Source organism: Streptomyces sp. SAI-135, from assembly GCF_029893805.1.
Classification (GTDB): domain Bacteria; phylum Actinomycetota; class Actinomycetes; order Streptomycetales; family Streptomycetaceae; genus Streptomyces.
The window spans coordinates 3,786,002-3,806,016 of the sequence record NZ_JARXYP010000002.1 but is presented as its reverse complement, the minus strand read 5'-3'; the positions used below and the strand labels follow the sequence as shown (position 1 = coordinate 3,806,016).

At 73.1% G+C, this 20,015-nt stretch carries 14 protein-coding genes and 1 pseudogene; 6 read left to right on the top strand and 9 right to left on the bottom strand.

Annotated elements, in window-relative coordinates; all coding sequences use genetic code 11:
- Nucleotides 1-84 precede the first annotated feature (84 nt).
- Together M2163_RS21615 and M2163_RS21610 are read right to left on the bottom strand one after the other, a co-directional pair.
- Nucleotides 85-906: an ABC transporter ATP-binding protein gene (locus tag M2163_RS21615; protein ID WP_280851159.1), complete on the bottom strand. Its 822-nt coding sequence runs from the start codon at nucleotides 904-906 to the stop codon at nucleotides 85-87.
- The gene (locus tag M2163_RS21610; protein ID WP_280851160.1) at nucleotides 899-1,816 is read right to left on the bottom strand and encodes an ABC transporter permease; all 918 of its coding nucleotides are present in this window, start codon (nucleotides 1,814-1,816) and stop codon (nucleotides 899-901) included. Before M2163_RS21610 ends, M2163_RS21615 begins: the two co-directional genes overlap by 8 nt.
- Nucleotides 1,817-2,156: 340 nt before the next feature.
- On the opposite strand from M2163_RS21610, the gene M2163_RS21605 reads away from it, so the two are divergent.
- On the top strand, nucleotides 2,157-2,783 hold the full coding sequence (locus tag M2163_RS21605; RefSeq protein WP_280851161.1) for a TetR/AcrR family transcriptional regulator: 627 nt from the start codon (nucleotides 2,157-2,159) through the stop codon (nucleotides 2,781-2,783).
- 3 nt (nucleotides 2,784-2,786) lie between these two features.
- On the opposite strand, the gene M2163_RS21600 is transcribed toward M2163_RS21605, so the two are convergent.
- Nucleotides 2,787-3,554 (bottom strand): Crp/Fnr family transcriptional regulator, encoded by a 768-nt coding sequence (locus tag M2163_RS21600; RefSeq protein WP_280894766.1) that lies wholly within the window; start codon nucleotides 3,552-3,554, stop codon nucleotides 2,787-2,789.
- A gap of 118 nt (nucleotides 3,555-3,672) precedes the next feature.
- Between M2163_RS21600 and M2163_RS21595 the strand changes: the two genes are divergently transcribed.
- Nucleotides 3,673-3,936 (top strand): YciI family protein, encoded by a 264-nt coding sequence (locus M2163_RS21595; protein WP_280894765.1) that lies wholly within the window; start codon nucleotides 3,673-3,675, stop codon nucleotides 3,934-3,936.
- 231 nt (nucleotides 3,937-4,167) lie between these two features.
- Here the strand turns inward: M2163_RS21595 and M2163_RS21590 are convergent, their stop codons facing one another.
- Nucleotides 4,168-4,581 (bottom strand): organic hydroperoxide resistance protein, encoded by a 414-nt coding sequence (locus tag M2163_RS21590; protein ID WP_280854186.1) that lies wholly within the window; start codon nucleotides 4,579-4,581, stop codon nucleotides 4,168-4,170.
- Nucleotides 4,582-4,704: 123 nt separating this feature from the next.
- Between M2163_RS21590 and M2163_RS21585 the strand changes: the two genes are divergently transcribed.
- Together M2163_RS21585 and galE are read left to right on the top strand one after the other, a co-directional pair.
- On the top strand, nucleotides 4,705-5,217 hold the full coding sequence (locus M2163_RS21585) for a MarR family transcriptional regulator (protein ID WP_280851164.1): 513 nt from the start codon (nucleotides 4,705-4,707) through the stop codon (nucleotides 5,215-5,217).
- A 102-nt stretch (nucleotides 5,218-5,319) separates the two neighbouring features.
- The gene (gene galE, locus M2163_RS21580; RefSeq protein ID WP_280894764.1) at nucleotides 5,320-6,300 is read left to right on the top strand and encodes a UDP-glucose 4-epimerase GalE; all 981 of its coding nucleotides are present in this window, start codon (nucleotides 5,320-5,322) and stop codon (nucleotides 6,298-6,300) included.
- Nucleotides 6,301-6,380: 80 nt separating this feature from the next.
- Here the strand turns inward: galE and M2163_RS21575 are convergent, their stop codons facing one another.
- The 5 genes and pseudogenes from M2163_RS21575 to M2163_RS21555 all read right to left on the bottom strand — a co-directional run bounded on the left by M2163_RS21575 (nucleotide 6,381) and on the right by M2163_RS21555 (nucleotide 16,599).
- A complete protein-coding gene (locus M2163_RS21575; protein ID WP_280894763.1) occupies nucleotides 6,381-8,639 on the bottom strand; it encodes a bifunctional glycosyltransferase family 2 protein/CDP-glycerol:glycerophosphate glycerophosphotransferase in 2,259 nt (752 codons plus the stop codon).
- A 140-nt stretch (nucleotides 8,640-8,779) separates the two neighbouring features.
- Nucleotides 8,780-9,688, bottom strand: a complete 909-nt coding sequence (locus M2163_RS21570; protein WP_280851167.1) for a carbohydrate ABC transporter permease — start codon at nucleotides 9,686-9,688, stop codon at nucleotides 8,780-8,782.
- Nucleotides 9,685-10,966 (bottom strand): annotated as a pseudogene (locus M2163_RS21565) (sugar ABC transporter permease). Before M2163_RS21565 ends, M2163_RS21570 begins: the two are co-directional and overlap by 4 nt.
- Nucleotides 10,967-11,033: 67 nt before the next feature.
- Nucleotides 11,034-12,425, bottom strand: a complete 1,392-nt coding sequence (locus tag M2163_RS21560) for an ABC transporter substrate-binding protein (protein ID WP_280851169.1) — start codon at nucleotides 12,423-12,425, stop codon at nucleotides 11,034-11,036.
- Between the two features lie 190 nt (nucleotides 12,426-12,615).
- The gene (locus M2163_RS21555; RefSeq protein WP_280854187.1) at nucleotides 12,616-16,599 is read right to left on the bottom strand and encodes an FHA domain-containing protein; all 3,984 of its coding nucleotides are present in this window, start codon (nucleotides 16,597-16,599) and stop codon (nucleotides 12,616-12,618) included.
- A gap of 329 nt (nucleotides 16,600-16,928) precedes the next feature.
- Here M2163_RS21555 and M2163_RS21550 point away from each other — a divergent pair, with 329 nt between their 5' ends.
- Together M2163_RS21550 and M2163_RS21545 are read left to right on the top strand one after the other, a co-directional pair.
- Entirely contained in the window at nucleotides 16,929-18,626 is a 1,698-nt protein-coding gene (locus tag M2163_RS21550) for a serine/threonine-protein kinase (RefSeq protein WP_280894762.1), read from the top strand.
- Nucleotides 18,627-18,731: 105 nt separating this feature from the next.
- On the top strand, nucleotides 18,732-19,988 hold the full coding sequence (locus M2163_RS21545) for a serine/threonine-protein kinase (RefSeq protein WP_280894761.1): 1,257 nt from the start codon (nucleotides 18,732-18,734) through the stop codon (nucleotides 19,986-19,988).
- Nucleotides 19,989-20,015: the final 27 nt, after the last annotated feature.

Here is a 20,015-nt window from a genome sequence, read left to right as displayed (position 1 = left end):
CGAGGGCGCCCCGGGCCATGCGGCTCGGGGCGCCCTCGGTCATCCGGGCGGCTGTCCTTACGGGTACTCAGGCCGTACGGGTACTCAGGCCGCGACCTTCGGCTTCGGCTTCGCCTTGTCCGGGCCGCCGGTGAAGTCCTCGTAGGCCGCCAGGACCTCGTCGGTGGGGCCGTCCATGCGCAGTTCGCCGCGCTCCAGCCACAGCACCCGGTCGCAGGTGTCACGGATCGACTTGTTGCTGTGGCTCACCAGGAACACCGTGCCCGCGTGCTTGCGCAGTTCGCGGATGCGTTGCTCGGAGCGCTTCTGGAAGGAGCGGTCGCCGGTGGCGAGGGCCTCGTCGATGAGGAGGACGTCGTGGTCCTTGGCGGCGGCGATGGAGAAGCGCAGCCGGGCCGCCATGCCGGAGGAGTACGTCCGCATCGGGAGAGTGATGAAGTCGCCCTTCTCGTTGATGCCGGAGAAGTCGACGATCTCCTGGTAGCGGTCCCTGACCTGCTCCCGGGACATGCCCATGGCGAGCCCGCCGAGGTGGACGTTGCGCTCGCCGGTGAGGTCGTTCATCAGGGCCGCGTTGACGCCGAGGAGGGAGGGCTGGCCGTCGGTGTAGATACGGCCGTTCTCCACCGGGAGCAGGCCCGCGACCGCCTTGAGCAGGGTCGACTTGCCGGAGCCGTTGGTGCCGATCAGGCCGATCGCCTCGCCCTTGTAGGCGACGAACGACACGTTCTTGACGGCATGCACCTTGCGCACGCCCGCCGCCTTCTCGGCCTGGCTCCGGCGCAGCATGCGGTTGAGCGCGGCGGTGGCGGAGCCCTTGCCCGCCCCGGTGCCGTTGACGCGGTAGACGATGTCGACGCCGTCGACGACGACGGTGGGGATCTTGTCGTTCTCGATGTCAGCCACGGCCGTACGTCTCCTCAGCCTTCCAGAAGTAGATGAAGCCGCCGACGCCGGCGAGCAGCGCCCAGCCCACCGCGATCGCCCACACGTGGTGCGGCAACTGGCTCGCGTGGAAGCTGTCGATCAGGGCGTAGCGCATCAGGTCGATGTAGATGGCGGCCGGGTTGGCCTGGAGGACCGGGACCACCCAGGACGGCCAGTCGTGGTGCCCCTTGGCCAGCTTGTCGATGCTCCACATCACGCCGGAGACGTACATCCAGGTGCGCAGGACGAACGGCATCAGCTGCGCGATGTCCGGCGTCTTGGCGCCCATCCGCGCCACGATCATGGAGACGCCCGCGTTGAACGTGGACTGCAGTACCAGCGCCGGGACCGCCAGCAGCCAGGACGCGGCGACCGGGACACCGAAGCAGAGCAGGATCACCACCAGCGCGGCCATCGAGAACAGCAGCTGCTGCAACTGCTGGAGCGCGAACGAGATCGGCAGCGCGGCCCGCGGGAAGTGCAGGGCGCGCACGAGGCCGAGGTTGCCGGAGATCGCGCGGGTGCCCGCCATGATCGAGCTTTGGGTGAACGTCCAGATGAACACGCCCGTGACCAGGAACGGCACGTAGTCCGGCACGTTCCTCTTGGTGCCCAGCAGCACGCCGAAGATGAAGTAGTAGACCGCCGCGTTCAGCAGCGGGGTCATCACCTGCCAGACCTGGCCGAGCTTCGCCTGGCTGTACTGCGCGGTGAGCTTGGCGGTCGAGAACGCGGTGATGAAGTGACGCCGTGCCCACAGCTGACGGACGTAGTCGGGCAGGGAGGGGCGGGCGCCGCTGACCGCGAGGCCGTGCCGGGCGGCCAGGGCCGAGAGGTCTTCGTCGGCCGGGGGCGCTGTCGGGGGCGGTGTGTCGAGGACCTGGCTCACATCCGTTGCTTTCGCTCGGGGGGTGGGGGTGGGGCACGTGCTGCCGCGGCGCCCGTCATCCGGCGTTTCCTTACGGGACTCTTCACGTTTTCTTACGTCGGGACGGGACCGTATCGTCGCAACGTGAGCGTAAGACGAGGGAGCGTCGGAACGCAACCGTTTCGTCGTGACGAATGACGATGGAACGAAACCGTATCGTCGTGGCGACGGGCGTCGTGACGATCCCGTCCCGTCGTGACGCGTCCCGTCAGGCCGCTACGGTTTCGTCGCGACGATCCCGCGTCGGAACGATCCCGCGTCGGAACGGCACCGTTTCGTCGCTACGCCCTATGCTGTCCGCATGACGACCAACGCCGACGCGCCGCAGACCCGTACGCGCCGCCGTGCCCCGGCCGGGGCCGCCGTACTCCGTGAGGATGTGACGGAGGCCATTCGGGCAGCCGTTTTCGAGGAGCTCGCGGGTGTCGGGTACGCGCGGATGTCGATCGAGGGCATCGCGCGCCGGGCGGGAGTCGGCAAGACCGCGGTCTACCGGCGGTGGCGTTCCAAGCTGCACCTGGTTCTCGACGTGGTGTCGGAGATCGCGGTGATGGGCCTGCCGGTGCCGGAGACCGGCTCGCTGGAGGACGATCTGCGGATGCTGTACGAGGTGACCTCCCGGGCGCTGCGGCACCCGGTGGCCTCGCAGATCATCCCGGATCTCCAGGCCGAGGCGGCCCGCAATCCGGAGATCGCCGAGGCGTTGCAGAACGCGTTGCAGAAGGGTCAGGAGGGCGTCGCCAGCAAGATCATCTCGGCGGCGGAGCAGCGCGGGGAACTCCGGGCGGGCCTCAACGACGAACTGGCCCTCGATCTGATCTCGGGCCCCCTGTACTGGCGCTCGGTGGTCATCCGCAGCCCGAAGCTGCCGAAGGGGTACCTCGCGGCGCTGGCCCGGGCGACGACGGAGGCGCTGAAGGCGCTCTGAGCCTCAGCGGGCGCGGCCGGCGTCCGGTGCCGCGCGCAGGGCGAGGAGCTCCGGGGCGAGCACCCGAATTCGACCGCCACCGCCACCGCCACCGCCACTGCCGCCGCCGCTGCCGCCGCCGCTGGTGTCGCCGCCGTTGCCGCAGCTCCCCGCGGGCTCGATGAGTCCGTCCCGCCGAAGCCGGGACAGCGCACGGTTGACCGTGACGCGGGTGACCCCCAGCAGCTCGGCGAGTTCGCGCTGGCCGCCGGGGAGGAGGACGTGGCCGTCGGTGCCGGGCCGGCTCAGCCCGTCCAGGAGCCAGGCCGCGAGGCGGGCCTCGCAGGGCAGGGTGGCGGTGTCGGTGAGTCGTTCCTGCTGGGCGCGGGCCTGGGCGGCGAGGAGCCGCAGGACATGGGCGCGTACGGCCGCCGAGTCGTCGAGCAGGGACGTGAATCGGGCGCGTGGGACGGCTCGTACGGCACACGGGGTGAGGGCGGTGAAGGTGGCCGTGTGACCGGCTCCGTCGAGGAGTGCGACCTTGTCGAGGGCGCAGGGCCCGGCCCAGGTCCCGAACCGCAGGACGCGCCCGCCGGCGGTCGTGGCGGACGCGGAGACGGTGCCGTCGAGCAGGACGAGCAGGTGGTCGGCGGGGGAACCCTGGGCGCGCAGGGTGTCGCCGGGGGCGTAGGGGCGGGGGAGCGAGGTGTCCCACAGGCGGCGCAGGTCGGGCTCGGGGAGTGCGGCGAACAGCGGGACGTCCTGCAGACGCCTCCAGTCGGCTCTGGGCACGGTGGCGGTTTCCCTCCCCCTGTCGGCTCGCCCCTCGCTGTATCGGCCGATACAGACCGGCGCGGCGGCCCGAGCCTAGCCTCGTGGCGTCGGACTGTCGTCCCGGGAAGGGGACCTCGTGCTTGTCGTCGAACTCGCCTTCACAGCCGCGCCCGAACGCCTTGACGCCCGCCCCGCTCACCGTGAGGCGCTCGGCCGCCTGCACGCCGAGGGGAAGCTGTTCGCCGCGGGGCCGTGGGCGGACGACCGGGGGGCGATGCTGGTGTTCGCGGTGGGGCGGGCGGAGTTGGAGGAGATCCTGGAGGCGGACCCGTACTACCGGGCCACTCCCGGCGTCGAGGTGCGGGCGGTTCGTGAGTGGCTGCCGATACTCGGAAGTTGAGGGATGTCACTGCGGGGCCGGGATGCCACGGCGGCCGGGGCGGAAGCCACCCGCTCACTCCCGCCCCGATCACCGCACGCCCGTTCCGGAACCGCGGCCGTGCAGCTCCCTCGGACCAGCGAACCAGCGAACCAGCGGGCCGGCGGAACCACCCCCGCCCATCCGGAACCACCCGAACCCACCCGGAACCACCCGAACCCACCCGGCACCACCCGAGCCAGCCCACCGCACCTACTCGATGACGAGCTCCACGTCGATGTTCCCGCGGGTGGCGTTGGAGTAGGGGCAGACCTGGTGGGCCTGCTCGACCAGCTTGCGGCCGGTCTCCGCGTCCACGGTGTCGGGGAGTTCGACGCGGAGGGCGACCTTGAGGCCGAAGCCCTCGCCCTGCTTGCCTATGCCGACCTCGGCGGTGACGGCGGCGTCGCTGACGTCGACCTTGGCCTGGCGGCCGACGAGGCCGAGGGCGCTGCCGAAGCAGGCGGCGTAACCGGCGGCGAAGAGCTGCTCCGGGTTGGTGCCCTGTCCGTTGCCGCCCAGCTCCACCGGCGGGGCCAGAGCGACGTCGATCTTGCCGTCGTTCGTGTAGGCGCGGCCGTCACGGCCGTGGGTGGCGGTGGCGACAGCGGTGTACAGCGCGTCCATGGAAAACCGTCCCATCTCGAAGTCTTGTTCCGGCGGCTCTTCCGCGGCCGCCTCACGGCCATAAGTAGAGCACACAATTCAATTGTGCACAACTAAATGGTCCGCAAGAGCTACCCTGGACCCATGGACACGCCCCCGACCCCGACCCCGGCAAGCGCTCCCGCCGCGACCCCGGCCGCGACCGACTGGCTCCGCCTCGACCAGCAGATCTGCTTCTCCCTGAACGCGGCCTCCCGCGCCTTCGGCAGCGTCTACCGCGTGATCCTCAAGGACCTGGGGATCACGTATCCGCAGTACCTGGTGATGCTGGTGCTGTGGGAGCACGGTGATCTGCCCGTCAAGAAGCTCGGCGAGCACCTGCGGCTCGACTCGGGCACCCTCTCCCCGCTCCTCAAGCGACTGGAGACGGCCGGCCTGGTCCGGCGTGAACGCAGCGTGCGTGACGAGCGCTCGGTGGAGGTCCGGCTCACCGAGGAGGGCGTCGCCCTGCGGGAGCGCGCGGAGCAGGTGCCCCGCCGGATCGTCTCGGCGACCAGCTTCGACGTGGACGAGATCAGCGCCCTGCGGGCCCGCCTCGACCAGCTCACCTCGGCCCTGGACGCGGCGGTGCACGCCGAGCTTCCCGACGAGGACTGAGCGGGACCGGCACGCACCGGCACGTCGACACCGCACGTCCGATCCCACCGCCTGCTTCACTGATACGCGGACACGGGTCAACCGAAGAGGGGACGGCCGTACATGACCTGGCTGATCACCGGCGGCGCCGGCTACATCGGGGCGCACGTCGTGAGGGCGATGACGGCGGCGGGCGAGCAGGCGGTCGTGTACGACGACCTGTCCACCGGCATCGCCGAGCGCGTGCCGGCCGATGTGCCGCTGGTGACGGGGTCCACGCTGGACGCCGAGCGGGTCGCGCACACCCTGGCGGACCACGAGGTCACCGGAGTGGTCCACCTCGCGGCGAAGAAGCAGGTCGGCGAGTCGGTGGAGCTGCCGCTGCACTACTACCGGGAGAACGTCGAGGGCCTGCGCGTCCTGCTGGAGGCGGTGACGACGGCCGGTGTCCCCTCCTTCGTCTTCTCGTCCTCCGCCGCGGTGTACGGCATGCCGGACGTCCCCCTGGTGACCGAGCGGACCCCGTGCGCGCCGATGTCGCCGTACGGCGAGACCAAGCTGGCCGGGGAGTGGCTGGTGCGGGCCACGGGCCGCGCGACCGGCCTGTCCACCGCCTGCCTGCGCTACTTCAACGTCGCGGGCGCGGCGAGCCCCGAACTGGCCGACACCGGCGTCTTCAACATCGTCCCGATGGTCTTCGAGAAGCTCACGCAGGACGAGGCTCCGCGCATCTTCGGCGACGACTACGACACCCCGGACGGCACCTGTGTCCGCGACTACATCCACGTCGCCGACCTGGCCGAGGCGCATGTGGCCGCGGCCCGCACCCTGCAGTCCGGCCCGGGACGTGCCCTCACCGTCAACATCGGGCGCGGCGAGGGCGTCTCCGTGCGCGAGATGATCGACCACATCAACGCCGTCACCGGCTACGACCGCCCCCCGACGGTCACTCCCCGCCGCCCCGGGGACCCGGCCCGGGTTGTCGCCTCCGCGGAGCTGGCGGCCACCGAGCTCGGCTGGAAGGCCAAGCACGACGTCCAGGACATGATCACGTCGGCGTGGGAGGGATGGGTGCGGCTGCGTCCGCAGGCGGCTCGCGGCTAGCGGCCCGGCCGACCCGCCGGGCGCCAGGTGGACGGGCGGGTCGGCGTGGGGTGGGACGCGCTGGACGGCACGGGCCCCTCCTAGCGGGTCTCGGCGACGGGCGTGTCCGTCGCGGGGCGGGGCACGGTGGCCAGCGGAGGACGGTCGAGCGCTGCCGCCGCCGACGGCACCGGGTGGCGCTCCGCGAGCGGCACCACCGCCGGCAGCCCGGTCTCGCCCAGGACGACATGGCGTACGACCCGCTCGGCGGCGCGGCCGTCGTCGTACGGGCAGAAGCGCTCGCGGAACGCCGAGCGCAGCTGGGTGGAGCGGGAGCCGCGCCAGTGGCCGGTGGCGAAGATGTCGATCAGTTCGTCCTCGCTGCGCGCGATCGCGCCGGGAGCGCAGGACCGCAGGTCGAAGTAGGTGCCCCGGGACGCCTCGTACGCCTCCCGGTCGTCGGCGTGGATCACGATCGGGCGGTCCAGGCCCGCGTAGTCGAACATCAGGGACGAGTAGTCGGTGACCAGGGCGTCCGAGGCGAGGCACAGGGACTCCACGCTCGGGTGGCCGGTGACGTCGATGACCCGGCCGGTCGCGGGGGAGACGAGCGGGCCGCCGTGGCGGTGGTGGGCGCGGGCCAGCACGACGAAGCGGGGGCCCAGCCGGCGCAGCAGACGGTCCAGGTCGAGGCCGGTGCGCTGGGTGCGGCGGTAGTCGCGGTGGGTGGGCGCGTACAGGATCGCCACCGAGCCCTCGGGGATGCCGAGGGACTCGCGCAGCCGCCGTACGTCCTCCGAGGTCGCCCGCTGGAACACGTCGTTGCGGGGGTAGCCGTAGGGGAGCGTGGTGTAGCCGCCGGGGTAGACCCGCTCCCAGGTCAGGGTGGTGTGGCGGTTGGGGGACAGGAGGTAGTCCCACTGGTCGACGCCGCGCAGCAGCGCCTCGACGTCCAAGTCGCCGGCCGCCGCCGGGTGTTCCCGGAGGTCCAGGCCCATGTGCTTGAGCGGTGTCCCGTGTTGGGTCTGGAGAAGGATCTGGCCGCGGCGCTTGACCAGGCGGTGGTCGAAGTCGGTGTTGTCGACGAGGTACTTGGAGCGGGCCAGCGCCGTCCAGTGGGCGGCCGTGCCGGGGCGCAGCCGGCGGGTGGCGGTCGGGATGGTGTGGTGGTGCTCCGGGTGGGCGACCCACGCGGTGCGGATGTGCGGGGCGAAGGTGCGGAACGCCTCCTCCAGCGCGCCCGGGTTGCAGCCGTGGCCGCGGCCCCCGTAGGCGGCGAAGACGGCCCGGTCCTCGCGCAGCGGGAGGCAGCGCTGGACGCGGTAGTGGAGGCGCAGGGCCGCCGCGTGCAGGGACCTGGCGAGCCGTGCGACCGGGCGGGCGGTCCGCCGGCCGAGGCCCCGGGCCAGCTCGGCGAACCGGTGGGTGCGGTACAGGCCCAGGCGGATCACCGCGTGGCGCGCCCGGGAGCGCGCCGGGACCGGGTGGCCCGGGGTGCGGTGGGCCCGGTAGTGGACGCGGGCGCGCCGCAGGAACTCGGCCCGGGTGCCGCGCGGGAACCTGTCCCGGTCGGCGAACACCGCCCAGAGGTCGTCCACCATGCGGCGGAACAGCACCGGCCGCCACCGCCCGAGTCCGGGGCGCGTATCGACGTACGCGAAGACCCTGTCGTACTGCTCGAAGAGGTCGAAGTGCGCGTCCGCGTCGGGCAGTTCGCCCCGGCGGTCCTGTCGGTGGTGGACGCAGACCCGGTCCAGGGTGGCGATCGTCTCGGCGGCCATCAGGACCGGTGGGGTCCAGGCCACGTCCGTGTGCCGGCCGGGCGGGAAGGTGAAGCCCTCGCGCTCGACGAACTCCCGGCGGTACGCCTTGTTCCAGGCCGGCGACGGCACCCGCAGCAGCCCCGGGCGGTCCTCCAGGCGGAACGGTGCCGGGCCCTGCTCGGCGAGCCGGCCCGCGAAGGCGTCCCGGACGCTCTCGCCCGACCGGTCCACGAGCGCGTGGTCGTGGACCAGGACGTCCGGCTCGCCCGTCTCCTTCAGCCGGTCGGCGACGGCCCGCAGCGCGTGCGGGGTGAGGGTGTCGCCGCCGTCGAGGAACAGCAGGTAGTCGCCCGTCGCCTCGGCCGCCCCGGCGTTGCGGGCGGGGCCGAGTCCCGAGTGCCGTGCCAGACGGACCGCGCGGACCCGGGGATCACGGGCCGCGAACTCGTCGATGATCTCCCCGCACACGTCCGGCGAGCGGTCGTCGACCGCGATCAGCTCCAGATCCTCGTACGACTGCGACAGCACCGATTCCAGGCAGGCGTGCAGATGGGCCTGAACCTCGTACGCGGGGACGATGACACTGAACCTGGGCACGGCACATCCAAGGGTCGGCGCGGGAGTTCTGCCCGGGAACGCCCCACGGCGGCCCGGGGTTACGGTCCGTACGGCATTCGGGCGAACGCGAAGGGGCGGACCGTTTCCGGCCCGCCCCTCCAAATGCGCTGTTCCCGGAGCTACTTGACCGCGCCCGCCATCACGCCGGACACGAACTGCCGCTGGAACGCGAAGAACACGATCAGCGGAATCACCATCGAGATGAAGGCGCCCGGCGCCAGGACGTCGACGTTGTCGGCGAAGGCGCGCATCTGGGTCTGCAGGGCGACCGTGATCGGCTGGCTGTCGGCGTCCGTGAACACCAGCGCGATCAGCATGTCGTTCCACACCCACAGGAACTGGAAGATGCCCAGGCTCGCGATCGCGGGCCCGCCGAGCGGCATCACCACCCGTACGAACAGGCGCAGTTCACCCGCGCCGTCGAGCCGTGCCGCCTCCAGGAGTTCACGGGGGATCTCCGCGAAGAAGTTGCGCAGCAGGAACACCGCGAACGGCAGGCCGAAGCCCACATGGAAGAGGATCACTCCCATGATGTTGCCGAACAGGCCGATCTTGCCGAAGAGTTCGGCGATCGGGATGAGCGCCACCTGCACCGGCACCACCAGCAGTCCGACCACGGCCATGAACCACCAGTCGCGGCCCGGGAACTCCATCCACGCGAACGCGTACCCCGCGAGCGCGCCGATGACGATCACCAGGATCGTCGCCGGGACCGTGATCAGCACGGTGTTGACGATGGAGTGGGTGATGTCGTCGTTCTGCAGCAGCTTGTCGTAGCTGTCGAAGGTGAGCTGGGCGGGCTTGGTGAAGACCTTCCACCAGCCGCTCGCGGTGAGGTCCTGCGGGGTGCGCAGCGAGGAGATCAGCAGCCCGATCGTGGGCACCAGCCAGAACAGGCCGACGACCACGAGGAAGACGCTGATCAGACCGCCGCTGACGCGCTCGACGAGCCGTGAGCCGAGCGACTGCCTCGCCTTCGCCCCGTCCGCCGGTGCCGTCTCGGGGAGCCTTTCGGCCTGTGTGGTCATCGCCGTACCTCCCGCCTGAGCCGACGAATGTTGAACCACATCACCGGGATCACCAGCAGCAGCAGGAACACCGAGATGGCGCTCGCGATGCCCGGCTGGTCCTCGGCGAAGCCCTTGCGGTACAGCTCCAGGGCCAGGACGTTCGCGTCGTCCTGCGAGGAGCCCGGGGCGATGATGAAGACCAGGTCGAAGATCTTCAGGACGTTGATCATCAGGGTCACGGTCACGACCGCGAGGACGGGCGCCAGCAGGGGGACCGTGACCCTGCGGAAGACCTGCCACTCGCTCGCGCCGTCGACCCGGGCCGCCTCCAGGAGTTCCCGGGGGATGCCCGCGAGCCCCGGCCGCGATCAGCACCATCGCGAAACCGGCCCACATCCAGATGTACGCCCCGATGATCGACGGCGTCACCAGCGACGGGCCGAGCCAGTCGAGCCCGTTGTAGGCCTCCTTGAAGTTGCCGGCCGGAAGCCTGAGCAGGGCCCCGTCGGCCTTCTCGGAGAAGGAGAACGTGCCGTCGTCGCCGGCCTTCGTGGTCTCGACGACCTTGCCGTCCTTGACCGCCTCGATCTTCATGCCGGGGTAGCCGAGTTCGCTCGGGTCGACCCCGCCCAGCTTGCCGACACCCTTGCCGCGGGTGAAGTCCTGCCAGGTGGTGCCGGTGATCCGGCCCGGGTCCGCCTGCGGCGCCACGGCCTTCTTCGCGTCCCCGGGCATCTGGTCCGGGGCGACGCCCACCAGCGGCAGGGTGACCGTGCCGCCGGTGTGGACCGGGGCCTTGGTGATGAAACCGCCGCCCTGGGCCACCAGCGGCGAGTCACGGCCCGGGTGGGCCTTCGGGAACGCCGAGGACTGCGCGAACGTGTCGTGCACGCCCACCCACACCGCGTTCGCGAACCCCTTGTCCGGGTCCTGGTCGTAGACGAGCCGGAAGATGATGCCCGCCGCCAGCATCGAGATCGCCATCGGCATGAAGACGACCAGCTTGAACGCCGTTCCCCAGCGCACCCGTTCGGTCAGCACCGCGAAGATCAGACCGAGCGCGGTGGCGACCGTCGGCGCGAACACCACCCAGATGATGTTGTTCTTCAGGGCCGTGCGGATGCCGTCGTCGGTGAACAGGGCCTTGTAGTTGTCGATTCCGGCGAAACCGTCACCGGACTGGTCGTAGAAGCTGCGGACGATCGAGTACCCGATCGGGTAGACCACGAGCGCGCCCAGCAGCAGGAGGGCGGGCAGCAGGAACAGCGCCGCCACGGTCCTGCGCGTGCCGGTCACGCTCTTGCGCGACTTGGGAGAGGCAGGGGCCGGTGGGACCCCTGCCTCGGTGGCCGATGTCATCGCCTCAGTTCCCGTAGGCGGCCGCCGCGTCGGCCTCCAGCCTCGCCTGCGTGCCCGCGATGTTCTTCGGGTTCGCCAGGAAGTCCTGGAGCGCCTTCCACTCACCCTTGCCGGGGGTGCCGCCGAAGGCCTGCGGGGCCTGGTCGGACATGTCGAAGCGGAAGTCGTCGCCCGAGTCGATCAGCGCCTTGGCGATCTTCTGCTGCACCGGGTTCGGGTACGAGGAGATGTCCACGCTCTTGTTCGGCGAGAGGTAGCCGCCCAGCTTGGCCTGGATCGTCGCCGCGTCGGGGGAGGCCAGGAAGGTGGCCAGCGCCTGCGCCGCCTTGGAGTCCTTGAGGATGACGGCCGCGTCGCCGCCGGAGACCACGGGGGCGGTGTCGCCGACCTTCGGGAAGGGGAACACCTTCGCGTCCGTGCCGACCTTCGCCTTCGCCGTCTGGATGTTGACCTGCGCGAAGTCGCCCTCGTAGACCATCGCCGCCTTCGGCTGCTCACCACCGGTGAAGGTCTGTGTCACCGAGGCCGGGAAGTCCGTCTGGAGCGCGCCCTTGGCGCCGCCCGCGACATAGTCCTTCTTGCCCCACACCTGGGCCAGCGTGGTCAGCGCGTCCTTCACGGACGGGTCCGTCCACTTGATCTCGTGCTTGGCGAGCTGGTCGTACTTCTCCGGGCCCGCCTGGGAGAGGTAGACGTTCTCGAACCAGTCCGTCAGGGTCCAGCCCTCGGCCCCGCCCACGGAGAACGGGGTCACACCCGAGTCGTAGACCGTCTGCGCGGTGGTCAGCAGCTCGTCCCACGTCTTCGCCTCGGTGGCGCCCGCGTTCTCGAAGACCTTGGCGTTGTACCAGATCAGCGACTTGTTGGCGGCCTTGTAGTAGACGCCGTACTGGGTGCCGTCGATCTTGCCGATGTCCTGCCAGCCCTGCGAGTAGTTCTTGGCCAACTCGGCCTTGGCCTCGGCGCCGAGGGGCTTGGCCCACTTCTTGTCCACGGCCTGCTTGATCGCTCCCGGCTGCGGGAGCATCGCGACGTCCGGCGGCTGGCCGCCCGCGATCTTCGAGCCCAGGAAGTTGACGATCGGGTCCTGGGCGGGCACGAAGGTCACCTTGGCGCCGGTGCGCTTCTCGAACTCCGCGAGAACCTTCTTGAAGTTGGCCTGCTCGGCGCCGCTCCAGACGGCGGCGACCTCCAGGCTCTGGCCGTTCAGTTTGGGGAGGGTGACCGTGGTGCCGGTCTCCTTGCCGCCTGTCGCGCCCGTGTCACTGCTCTTGTCGTCGTCTCCGCCGCATGCGGTGAGCGACAGGGCGAGGGCCGCCGCGAGGGCGGCGGCCGCCGATTTCGCAGCCCTGTTCGCTGACCTGGGCTTCCGCTGGGTGCTGCTCGTGGTGCGCATCACGACCCCGTTCTTCGTTCCTCGTCGAACGTTCGAGGGCTGTCCCGTGCGATCTGGTCTACGCCGGGGGGCCGAGGTCGGCAAGTGGGCGTCCACTGTCAAGCGGGTGATCGTGATGGCGTCGTGACCAGTGCCGGTGCGTTGTGGCATGCGTCGGCCGGGGGCGGCGCCCCCGGGGACCCCTTGACGTCTAGAGCAGTGACGGGACCTCTGCTGCTGCCACTTCCCGCGCTGCCCGTTCCAATGCACTCGCGAGCAGGGCGAGATCCGTCGGGCCGTTGCCCAGTTCACGGACCGGGCGGCGGGCCGGGGGGTCACCCATGCGTTCCCATTCCAGCGGGACGACCGTGGGGCGCAGGGTCGCCGTGCGGGGGATGCGGCCGGTGACCCGGCCGGCCTGGAAGGCCGTCACCCGGCCGTCGGGCCGGGTCAGCCGGCCCCGGCCGGGAGCCGGTTCGTCCGGGCCGGTGGCCGGGGTGTCCAGGGTGACGCGCAGGGTGGCCCGGCGGGCCGCGTCCGACTCCGCCGTACGACCGCCCGGGCCGGTCGCGGCCACCAGGTGCACGCCCAGGCGCTCGCCCTCACGGGACACCGCCTCCAGCGCGCGTACGACCGATCCCGCGGCCGGCCTGCCCGGGGAGCCGAGGGGCGGGGAGACCAGCGCGTCCAGGTCGTCCACGATCACCACCAGGCGGGGCAGCGGGGGCGCCGTCTCCGTCTGCCGCCGGGCCGCCGCCGGGCGCAGGCGGATCGTGGAGCTGGGCGGCGAGTCGAGGTCGCCGGCGGCCGGGTCGCCGGGAGTGCCCGCGCTGCCGGTGGAGCCCCGGGGGGACGGTGTGCGCTGGGCGACCAGACGGCCCGACAGCTCCCGGCCGGTGTGCCACTCCGTGAAGTCGCAGCGGCCCAGCAGCTCCGCGCGCCGCTTCAGCTCCGCACTCAGGGACTGGGCGAACTCCCGCATGCGGACCGGGTCGTTGGCCGGCAGATGGGTGGTCACGTGCGGTACGTCCGTGCACACGCGCAGGCCCTCCCCGTGGCCGCCGGACCCCACACCGTCCCGGCCGTCCATCAGCACGATGCTCAGACGGTCGGGGCGCTCGGCCGCGGCCAGCGAGGCGACGACCGCCCGCAGCAGTTCCGTACGGCCGCTGCCCGCGGGTCCCTCGATCAGCAGGTGCGGGCCCTCGGCCACGAGGTCGGCGCAGACCGGGCCGCGTGGACCGGCCCCGAGCACCGCCCAGGCCCGGCCGCCGAGCGACTCCGGGTCGTCGGCCGCGTCCGCCCAGCGCGTCATCAGCGACGGCGGGGTGGCCCGGGCCAGCCCCAACTCGTCCAGCAGCCGCGCCGACTGGGGCAGCGGTGAGGACACGCGCGCGTGGCCCGCACCGGTGGTGCCGTCCGTCCGCAGCGGTGCCAGTGCCCGCGCGAACCGCTCGGCCCAGGCCGCGGAGACGGCGTCCACGGCGGCGACCGTGCCGTGCCCCACGGGGGCCGGGGCGGTGGCCGCGGTGAGAGGGAGGGTGTCCGGGTCGGTGCGGGCGCCCGGGCCGGTGGAGCGGGCCCCGGCGCCGGCGCGGGGAGTGTCCGCGTGGCGGGCGTCGGCCGGGGGCGGGGCGGTGCCGGGGCGGACGGACCCGGGGGCGCCGCGGTGCGCGCCGTCGCCGTCGGTCTCGGGGCCCGTCTCCGTGGGGACCCCTGCCCGGGCCACCCGCATCAGCCGCAGGGCCGTCGCCACGTCCCCGCTGAGCAGGCCGACCGCCCCGCACTCGCGGAACGTCGGGGCCGCCGCGCACGCCGCCTCGTAGGTGTCCGTGACCGGAGAGGCGGGCGAGGCCGGGGCCGTCTCCGCCAGGCACACGATGTGGATGCCGGCCCGCGGGCCCTCCGCCGCCAGCCGTGCCACCGCCCCGCGCAGATCCGCGCCGCCCGGGTCGCCGTCCACGACGACCACGGTGTACGGCCCCGGGAAACCGCCGCTCGTCCCGTCCTCCACGTCGTCCCGGGCCCAGGAGGGCCGTCGGACGGCGGTGCGGGGCCGGTCCTGACCGGCCGAGCGGGCGGCGGGCACGGCGGGGGCGAGCTGGGCGTCGGCCAGGTGGTCGTCCAGGCGCCGCAGGAGTTCGTCGGTGCGGGCCGCGGCCTGTTCGCGGTCGTGGGCGAGCAGGAGACGGCAGTCCTGGCCGTGGCCCGGACGGACATGGGGGAGCCAGCCGAGCCAGGACCACTCGGCGGTGCGCTCCTGCGCGGACCGGGAGCGGTCCGTGCTGATCAGGACGATCTCCAGGGTCTCGGGCGCGTGCAGGGCGGCGAGCTGGGCCACCACCGCGCGGGCCAGCCCGGCGAGCCGGGCACGCGGACCGGCCAGGCCCAGGGCGCCGGCCTCCCGCAGATCCGCGGTGACCGGGACGGCCGGCAGCAGCCCCGAGCCGTCGGGGGCCGCCCGGTCGGCGGTGCCGAGCCGCACGGTGAGGGCCTCCGGATGCCCGGGCTCCCGCTCCCACAGGCGCACGCCCGGACCCAGTGCGGTCAGCAGCAGGGCGGCCGGGTCGGGCCAGACCTCGGGCATCTGGGGTGCGGCGGCCGACGGGGCCGCGGTGACGGGCGCGCTCGTCCCGTCGTACTCCTCGTCCCGCCCGGACGGCTCCTGCTCGCCGCGCCCTCCCGTCAGCCGCCGGGCCCACGCGGACAGCCCACCGCGCCGCCGCACCTCCTGCGGTACGTCCGTGCCGCGCAGCGGGGTGCCCTTGCGGCGGCCGGCGGCGGGGGTGTCCGGGGCGTCGGAGGCGGAGGACGGGGAGGGCTCGTCGTGGTCGGCCGGGGGAGGCGGGGGGACGGCGGTCGTGCGGGTCACTTCGAAGGAGCCGATGCCTGACCGGCCGCCGTGGGTGTCCGCACCAAAAGCGCCGATGCCGGTGTCCGGGCGTCCGGCACCGGAGTCGCCCCGGCGCTCGATGCGGGGGGCGCCGCCCTGGCCCGGTACGACGACCGGGGGCTCCGACGGGCCGTGGCCCTGCGCTCCCGTGCCTTCGGGGCCGCCCGAGGCGCCCCAGCTCGCGGAGCCGTAGGCGTGGTGGGTGCCGTCGGCGGGCGGACGGGGCGAGGTGTCGCCGCTGTCACGGCCGGCCCGCGCGCCTGCCTGGCCCTCGGCCGCGGCCCTCGCCGACACGCGGCCCCGCGCGCGAGAGGCGGGCGCGGTCTGTCCGGGCACGCTCTGTCCGGGCACCCGGCCGGACGCGCCCTCGCCGTCCTCGTGAGGTCCTGCCGTCCCGCGCCCCTGGGCGGTGCCCGGCGAAGATGCGGCCGCGCCGGACTCCGATCCCCGGCGCGCTCCGGGCACGCCCGGTCCCTGGCCGTGGCCGCCCGGCTCACCGGCCGGTGCGGAGTCCCCGGGGGCTCGACTGCCGCCCGGTGCGGGTCCGGAGCGGCCGGTACGGGCCGTGGTGTCCGCGCGCCCGGGCCCGCGCTCGGCGCCCGGTACGGGGCCGGCCTCGTCGGAGGTCACGCGCACGTGCCCCTCGCCGTCCGGTTCCGTCCCGAGCCGACGCCCCCCGCTCGGCGCCAGCCGGAGCACCGACTCGCCGATCCTCAGGAGCGCCCCCGGGGGGAAGCGGACCGGGCGGGTGCCCACGCGGGCGCCGTCCAGCGTCGTGCCGTTCGTGGAGTCGAGGTCGGCGACCGAGACGCGGCCGTCGGGGGCGACCGTGACGGCGCAGTGCAGGCGGGAGACGTCGGGGTCGTCCAGCGGGACGTCGGCCTCGGCGGAGCGGCCGATGTGGATCTGGCCGCCGTGCAGCAGATGGACGCCGCCGGCGTCGGGTCCCGCGACCACATGGAGCTGGGTGGGGGCGTCGTCGAGCTCGGGATGGGGCTCGGGGGCCGCGGGGGCGCCCAGGGACAGCACGGCTCCGTCGATCAGCGGGGGCTCGCCCAGGGTGGCGCGCTGGGCGTCCAGCCGCTCGCCGTCCGCGTACAGCACGACCGGACCGCCGCCGCGCTCGGCCTCGCCCGCCCGGGAGGCGCCACCGTCACCGGGGACCGCCGAGGCGAGAGCCGTGGCCACCGCGGCCAGGGCGGTGCCGACGGGAGCGGTGACCAGCACGTCGCGGCTCGCGGCGCGGCCCCGGGTCCGGTCGGGCGGGCCCAGCGGGTCTACGACGGTCAGCCGGATCTGCATCGCCGTCAGCGGTCCCTTCTGCTCGGACGCGGACACCCCACCCCCGCACGAGCACCATCGGCCAGTACTGCACGCATCCTCGCACCTGACACTGACAACGCGCCCGTCGCCCGAGGGCAAGTGATCTTGATTGGTCAGCTCTGCCCCCAAAAGTGCCTGACCAGTGCAGCGCCGACGATCACTTGAGATCGGTCACGTCAACGTCCGGCAACCGGGAGCCCCGCACGGAGCGTCTTTCCTTCGAACGTGCTTGGCAACGCTTACGTGGTGCCCCGGGGAGCGGCACTACAGTGGGTCGGAACGACAGCCAGCAGCAGGGAGTGCATGACGTGCGGCCGGTAGGCAGCAAGTACTTCCTCGAGGAGCCGCTCGGACGCGGTGCCACGGGGACCGTGTGGCGAGCCCGCCAGCGGGAGACCGCGGGCGCCGAGGCCGCCGTACCGGGACAGCCCGGCGAGACCGTCGCGATCAAGGTCCTCAAGGAGGAGCTCGCGAGCGATCCGGACATCGTGATGCGGTTCCTGCGCGAGCGCTCCGTGCTGCTTCGGCTGACGCATCCGAACATCGTGCGGGTGCGTGACCTGGTCGTCGAAGGCGATCTGCTCGCCCTGGTCATGGACCTCGTCGAGGGCCCCGACCTGCACCGCTACCTGCGCGAGAACGGCCCCTTCAGCCCCGTCGGCGCCGCCCTGATCACCGCCCAGATCGCCGACGCGCTCGCCGCCAGCCACGCCGACGGCGTGGTCCACCGCGACCTCAAGCCCGCCAACGTGCTGCTGCGCCAGCACGGCGGCCAGATGCACCCCCTGCTGACCGACTTCGGCATCGCGCGTCTCGCGGACTCCCCGGGCCTGACCCGGACCCAGGAGTTCGTCGGCACGCCCGCGTACGTCGCCCCCGAGTCCGCCGAGGGCCGCCCGCAGACCTCCGCCGTCGACATCTACGGCGCCGGCATCCTCCTGTACGAGCTGGTCACCGGCCGTCCGCCGTTCGCCGGCGGCTCCGCCCTCGAGGTCCTGCACCAGCACCTGAGCGCCGAGCCGCGCCGCCCCTCGACCGTCCCCGACCCGCTGTGGACGGTCATCGAGCGCTGTCTGAGCAAGAACCCGGACCGGCGTCCCAGCGCCGAGAACCTCGCGCGCGCACTGCGCGTCGTCGCCGAGGGCATCGGGGTGCACGCGAACTCCGCGCAGATCGCCGCGGCGGAGAACGTCGGCGCGCTGCTGCTGCCCGACCCGGACCCGGCCGCCGTGCCGGACACCCCCGGCGCCGCCGACCCGACCCAGGTGCTGCCGCACGGCGCCGGTGCCGCGGGCGGCTACGACCCGAACGCCGCGACCAGCTTCCTGCCGCACACCGGCGCCGGGAACCCCGTCGGCGCCGCCGACCCCACCGCGGTGCTCCCGCACCGCGGCGCGGCCGACCCGACGGCCGTCATGCCGCCGGTACCGCCCGGGCAGCCGGGCCAGGGCCAGTACGGGCAGCAGGGCCGGCAGCCCGGCGGGCCCGAGGACCCGCACCCTTGGCAGAACCAGCTCCGCGCGGCTCGCGACCGCAACGAACAGACCCAGGTCCAGTACCTCGACCCCAACGAGGACCCGCTGCGCCGCCGCCCCCAGCGGCAGGTCGCCAGGCCGCAGCAGCAGCCGCAGCAGCGGCCCCAGCAGCGCCCGCCGCAGGGCGGTTACGGCCGTCAGCCGCAGCAGCAGCCCCAGCAGTACGCCCCGCAGCAACAGCAGCCGCAGCGGTACGCGCCCCCGCCGCAGTCCGAGCGCCCCACGCGCGAGCCGCGGCAGCCGCGGCAGCGCAGCGCCAACCCGATGAAGATCCCGGGTCTGGGCTGCCTCAAGGGCTGTCTGTTCACGCTCGTCATCCTGTTCGTGGCCAGCTGGCTGATCTGGGAGCTGAGCCCGCTCCAGGAGTGGATCGGCACCGGCAAGAGCTACTGGCAGCAGATCGGGGACATCGTCGACACCGTGAGCGGGTGGATCAGCGACCTGGGCGGAAACTCCTCAGGTCAGCAGTAAGTCTGGAGATTTGTCGACACCTGGCGGGTGATTTCCGTCTCCGCGGTGAAGGTTGGCTGTTCCGGCGCGTAGTTTTATCGGCAACACGCGTCTGTAGGAGCAGTCTTGGCACGGAAGATCGGCAGCCGGTACACCGCCAACCAGATCCTGGGGCGGGGCAGCGCCGGCACGGTGTGGCTGGGCGAGGGTCCCGAGGGGCCCGTCGCCGTCAAGCTGCTGCGCGAGGACCTCGCGTCCGACCAGGAGCTCGTCGGACGCTTCGTCCAGGAGCGCACCGCTCTGCTCGGCCTGGAGCACCCGCACGTGGTCTCCGTACGCGACCTCGTGGTCGACGGCAACGACCTCGCGCTCGTCATGGACCTGGTCCGGGGCACCGATCTGCGCACCCGGCTCGACCGGGAGAAGCGGCTCGCCCCCGAGGCGGCGGTGGCGATCGTCGCGGACGTCGCCGACGGGCTGGCCGCCGCGCACGCCAAGGGGGTCGTGCACCGGGACGTGAAGCCGGAGAACATCCTGCTGGACATGCAGGGGCCGCTGGGCCCCGGCGGCGCGCACCCCGCCCTGCTGACGGACTTCGGTGTGGCGAAACTCATCGACTCGCCGCGCCGGACCCGGGCCACGAAGATCATCGGGACGCCGGACTACCTGGCGCCGGAGATCGTCGAGGGGCTGCCGCCGCGGGCGTCCGTGGACATCTACGCCCTCGCGACCGTCCTGTACGAGCTGCTGGCCGGGTTCACGCCGTTCGGGGGCGGGCACCCCGGGGCGGTGCTGCGGCGGCATGTGACGGAGACGGTGGTTCCGCTTCCCGGCATCCCCGACGAGCTGTGGCAGCTGATCGTGCAGTGCCTGGCGAAGGCGCCGGCCTCCCGCCTGCGCGCCTCCGAGCTGGGCGCACGGCTGCGGGAGCTGCTCCCCCTGCTCGCCGGGATGCCCCCGCTGGACGTGGACGAGCCGGACGCGGAGCAGGAGGAGGAGCAGGACGCGCAGGACGCGGCCGCCGGCCCCTCCGGGGAGCAGCCCGCGTCCGGGCGGCCGGTGCGCAGGGGCGCGGTGCCGCTGGTGCCGGGGGCGAAGCCCGCGGACTCCAACCGGGACACCCACACCTCGATGCGCGTGCCGGGCCCCGACGAGCTGGCCGGAGGCGCGCGCGGGACGGCCCGGGTACCGAGGCCCGCCGGGGCACCGCGGCCCGGATCCGCCCGGCACCGGGCGACCACGCGGCGGCGGAGGCTGGTCGTCGGGGTTGCGGGGCTGGTGCTGGTTGTCGCGGCGGGTGTGGGTGTGTGGGCGGCGACCTCGGGCGACGACGCGGGGGCGTCCCCGCAGGACACGGAGAACTCGGCGCCCGCCTCCCCGTGAGGGGGCGGCGATCCGGGGGACGACCGA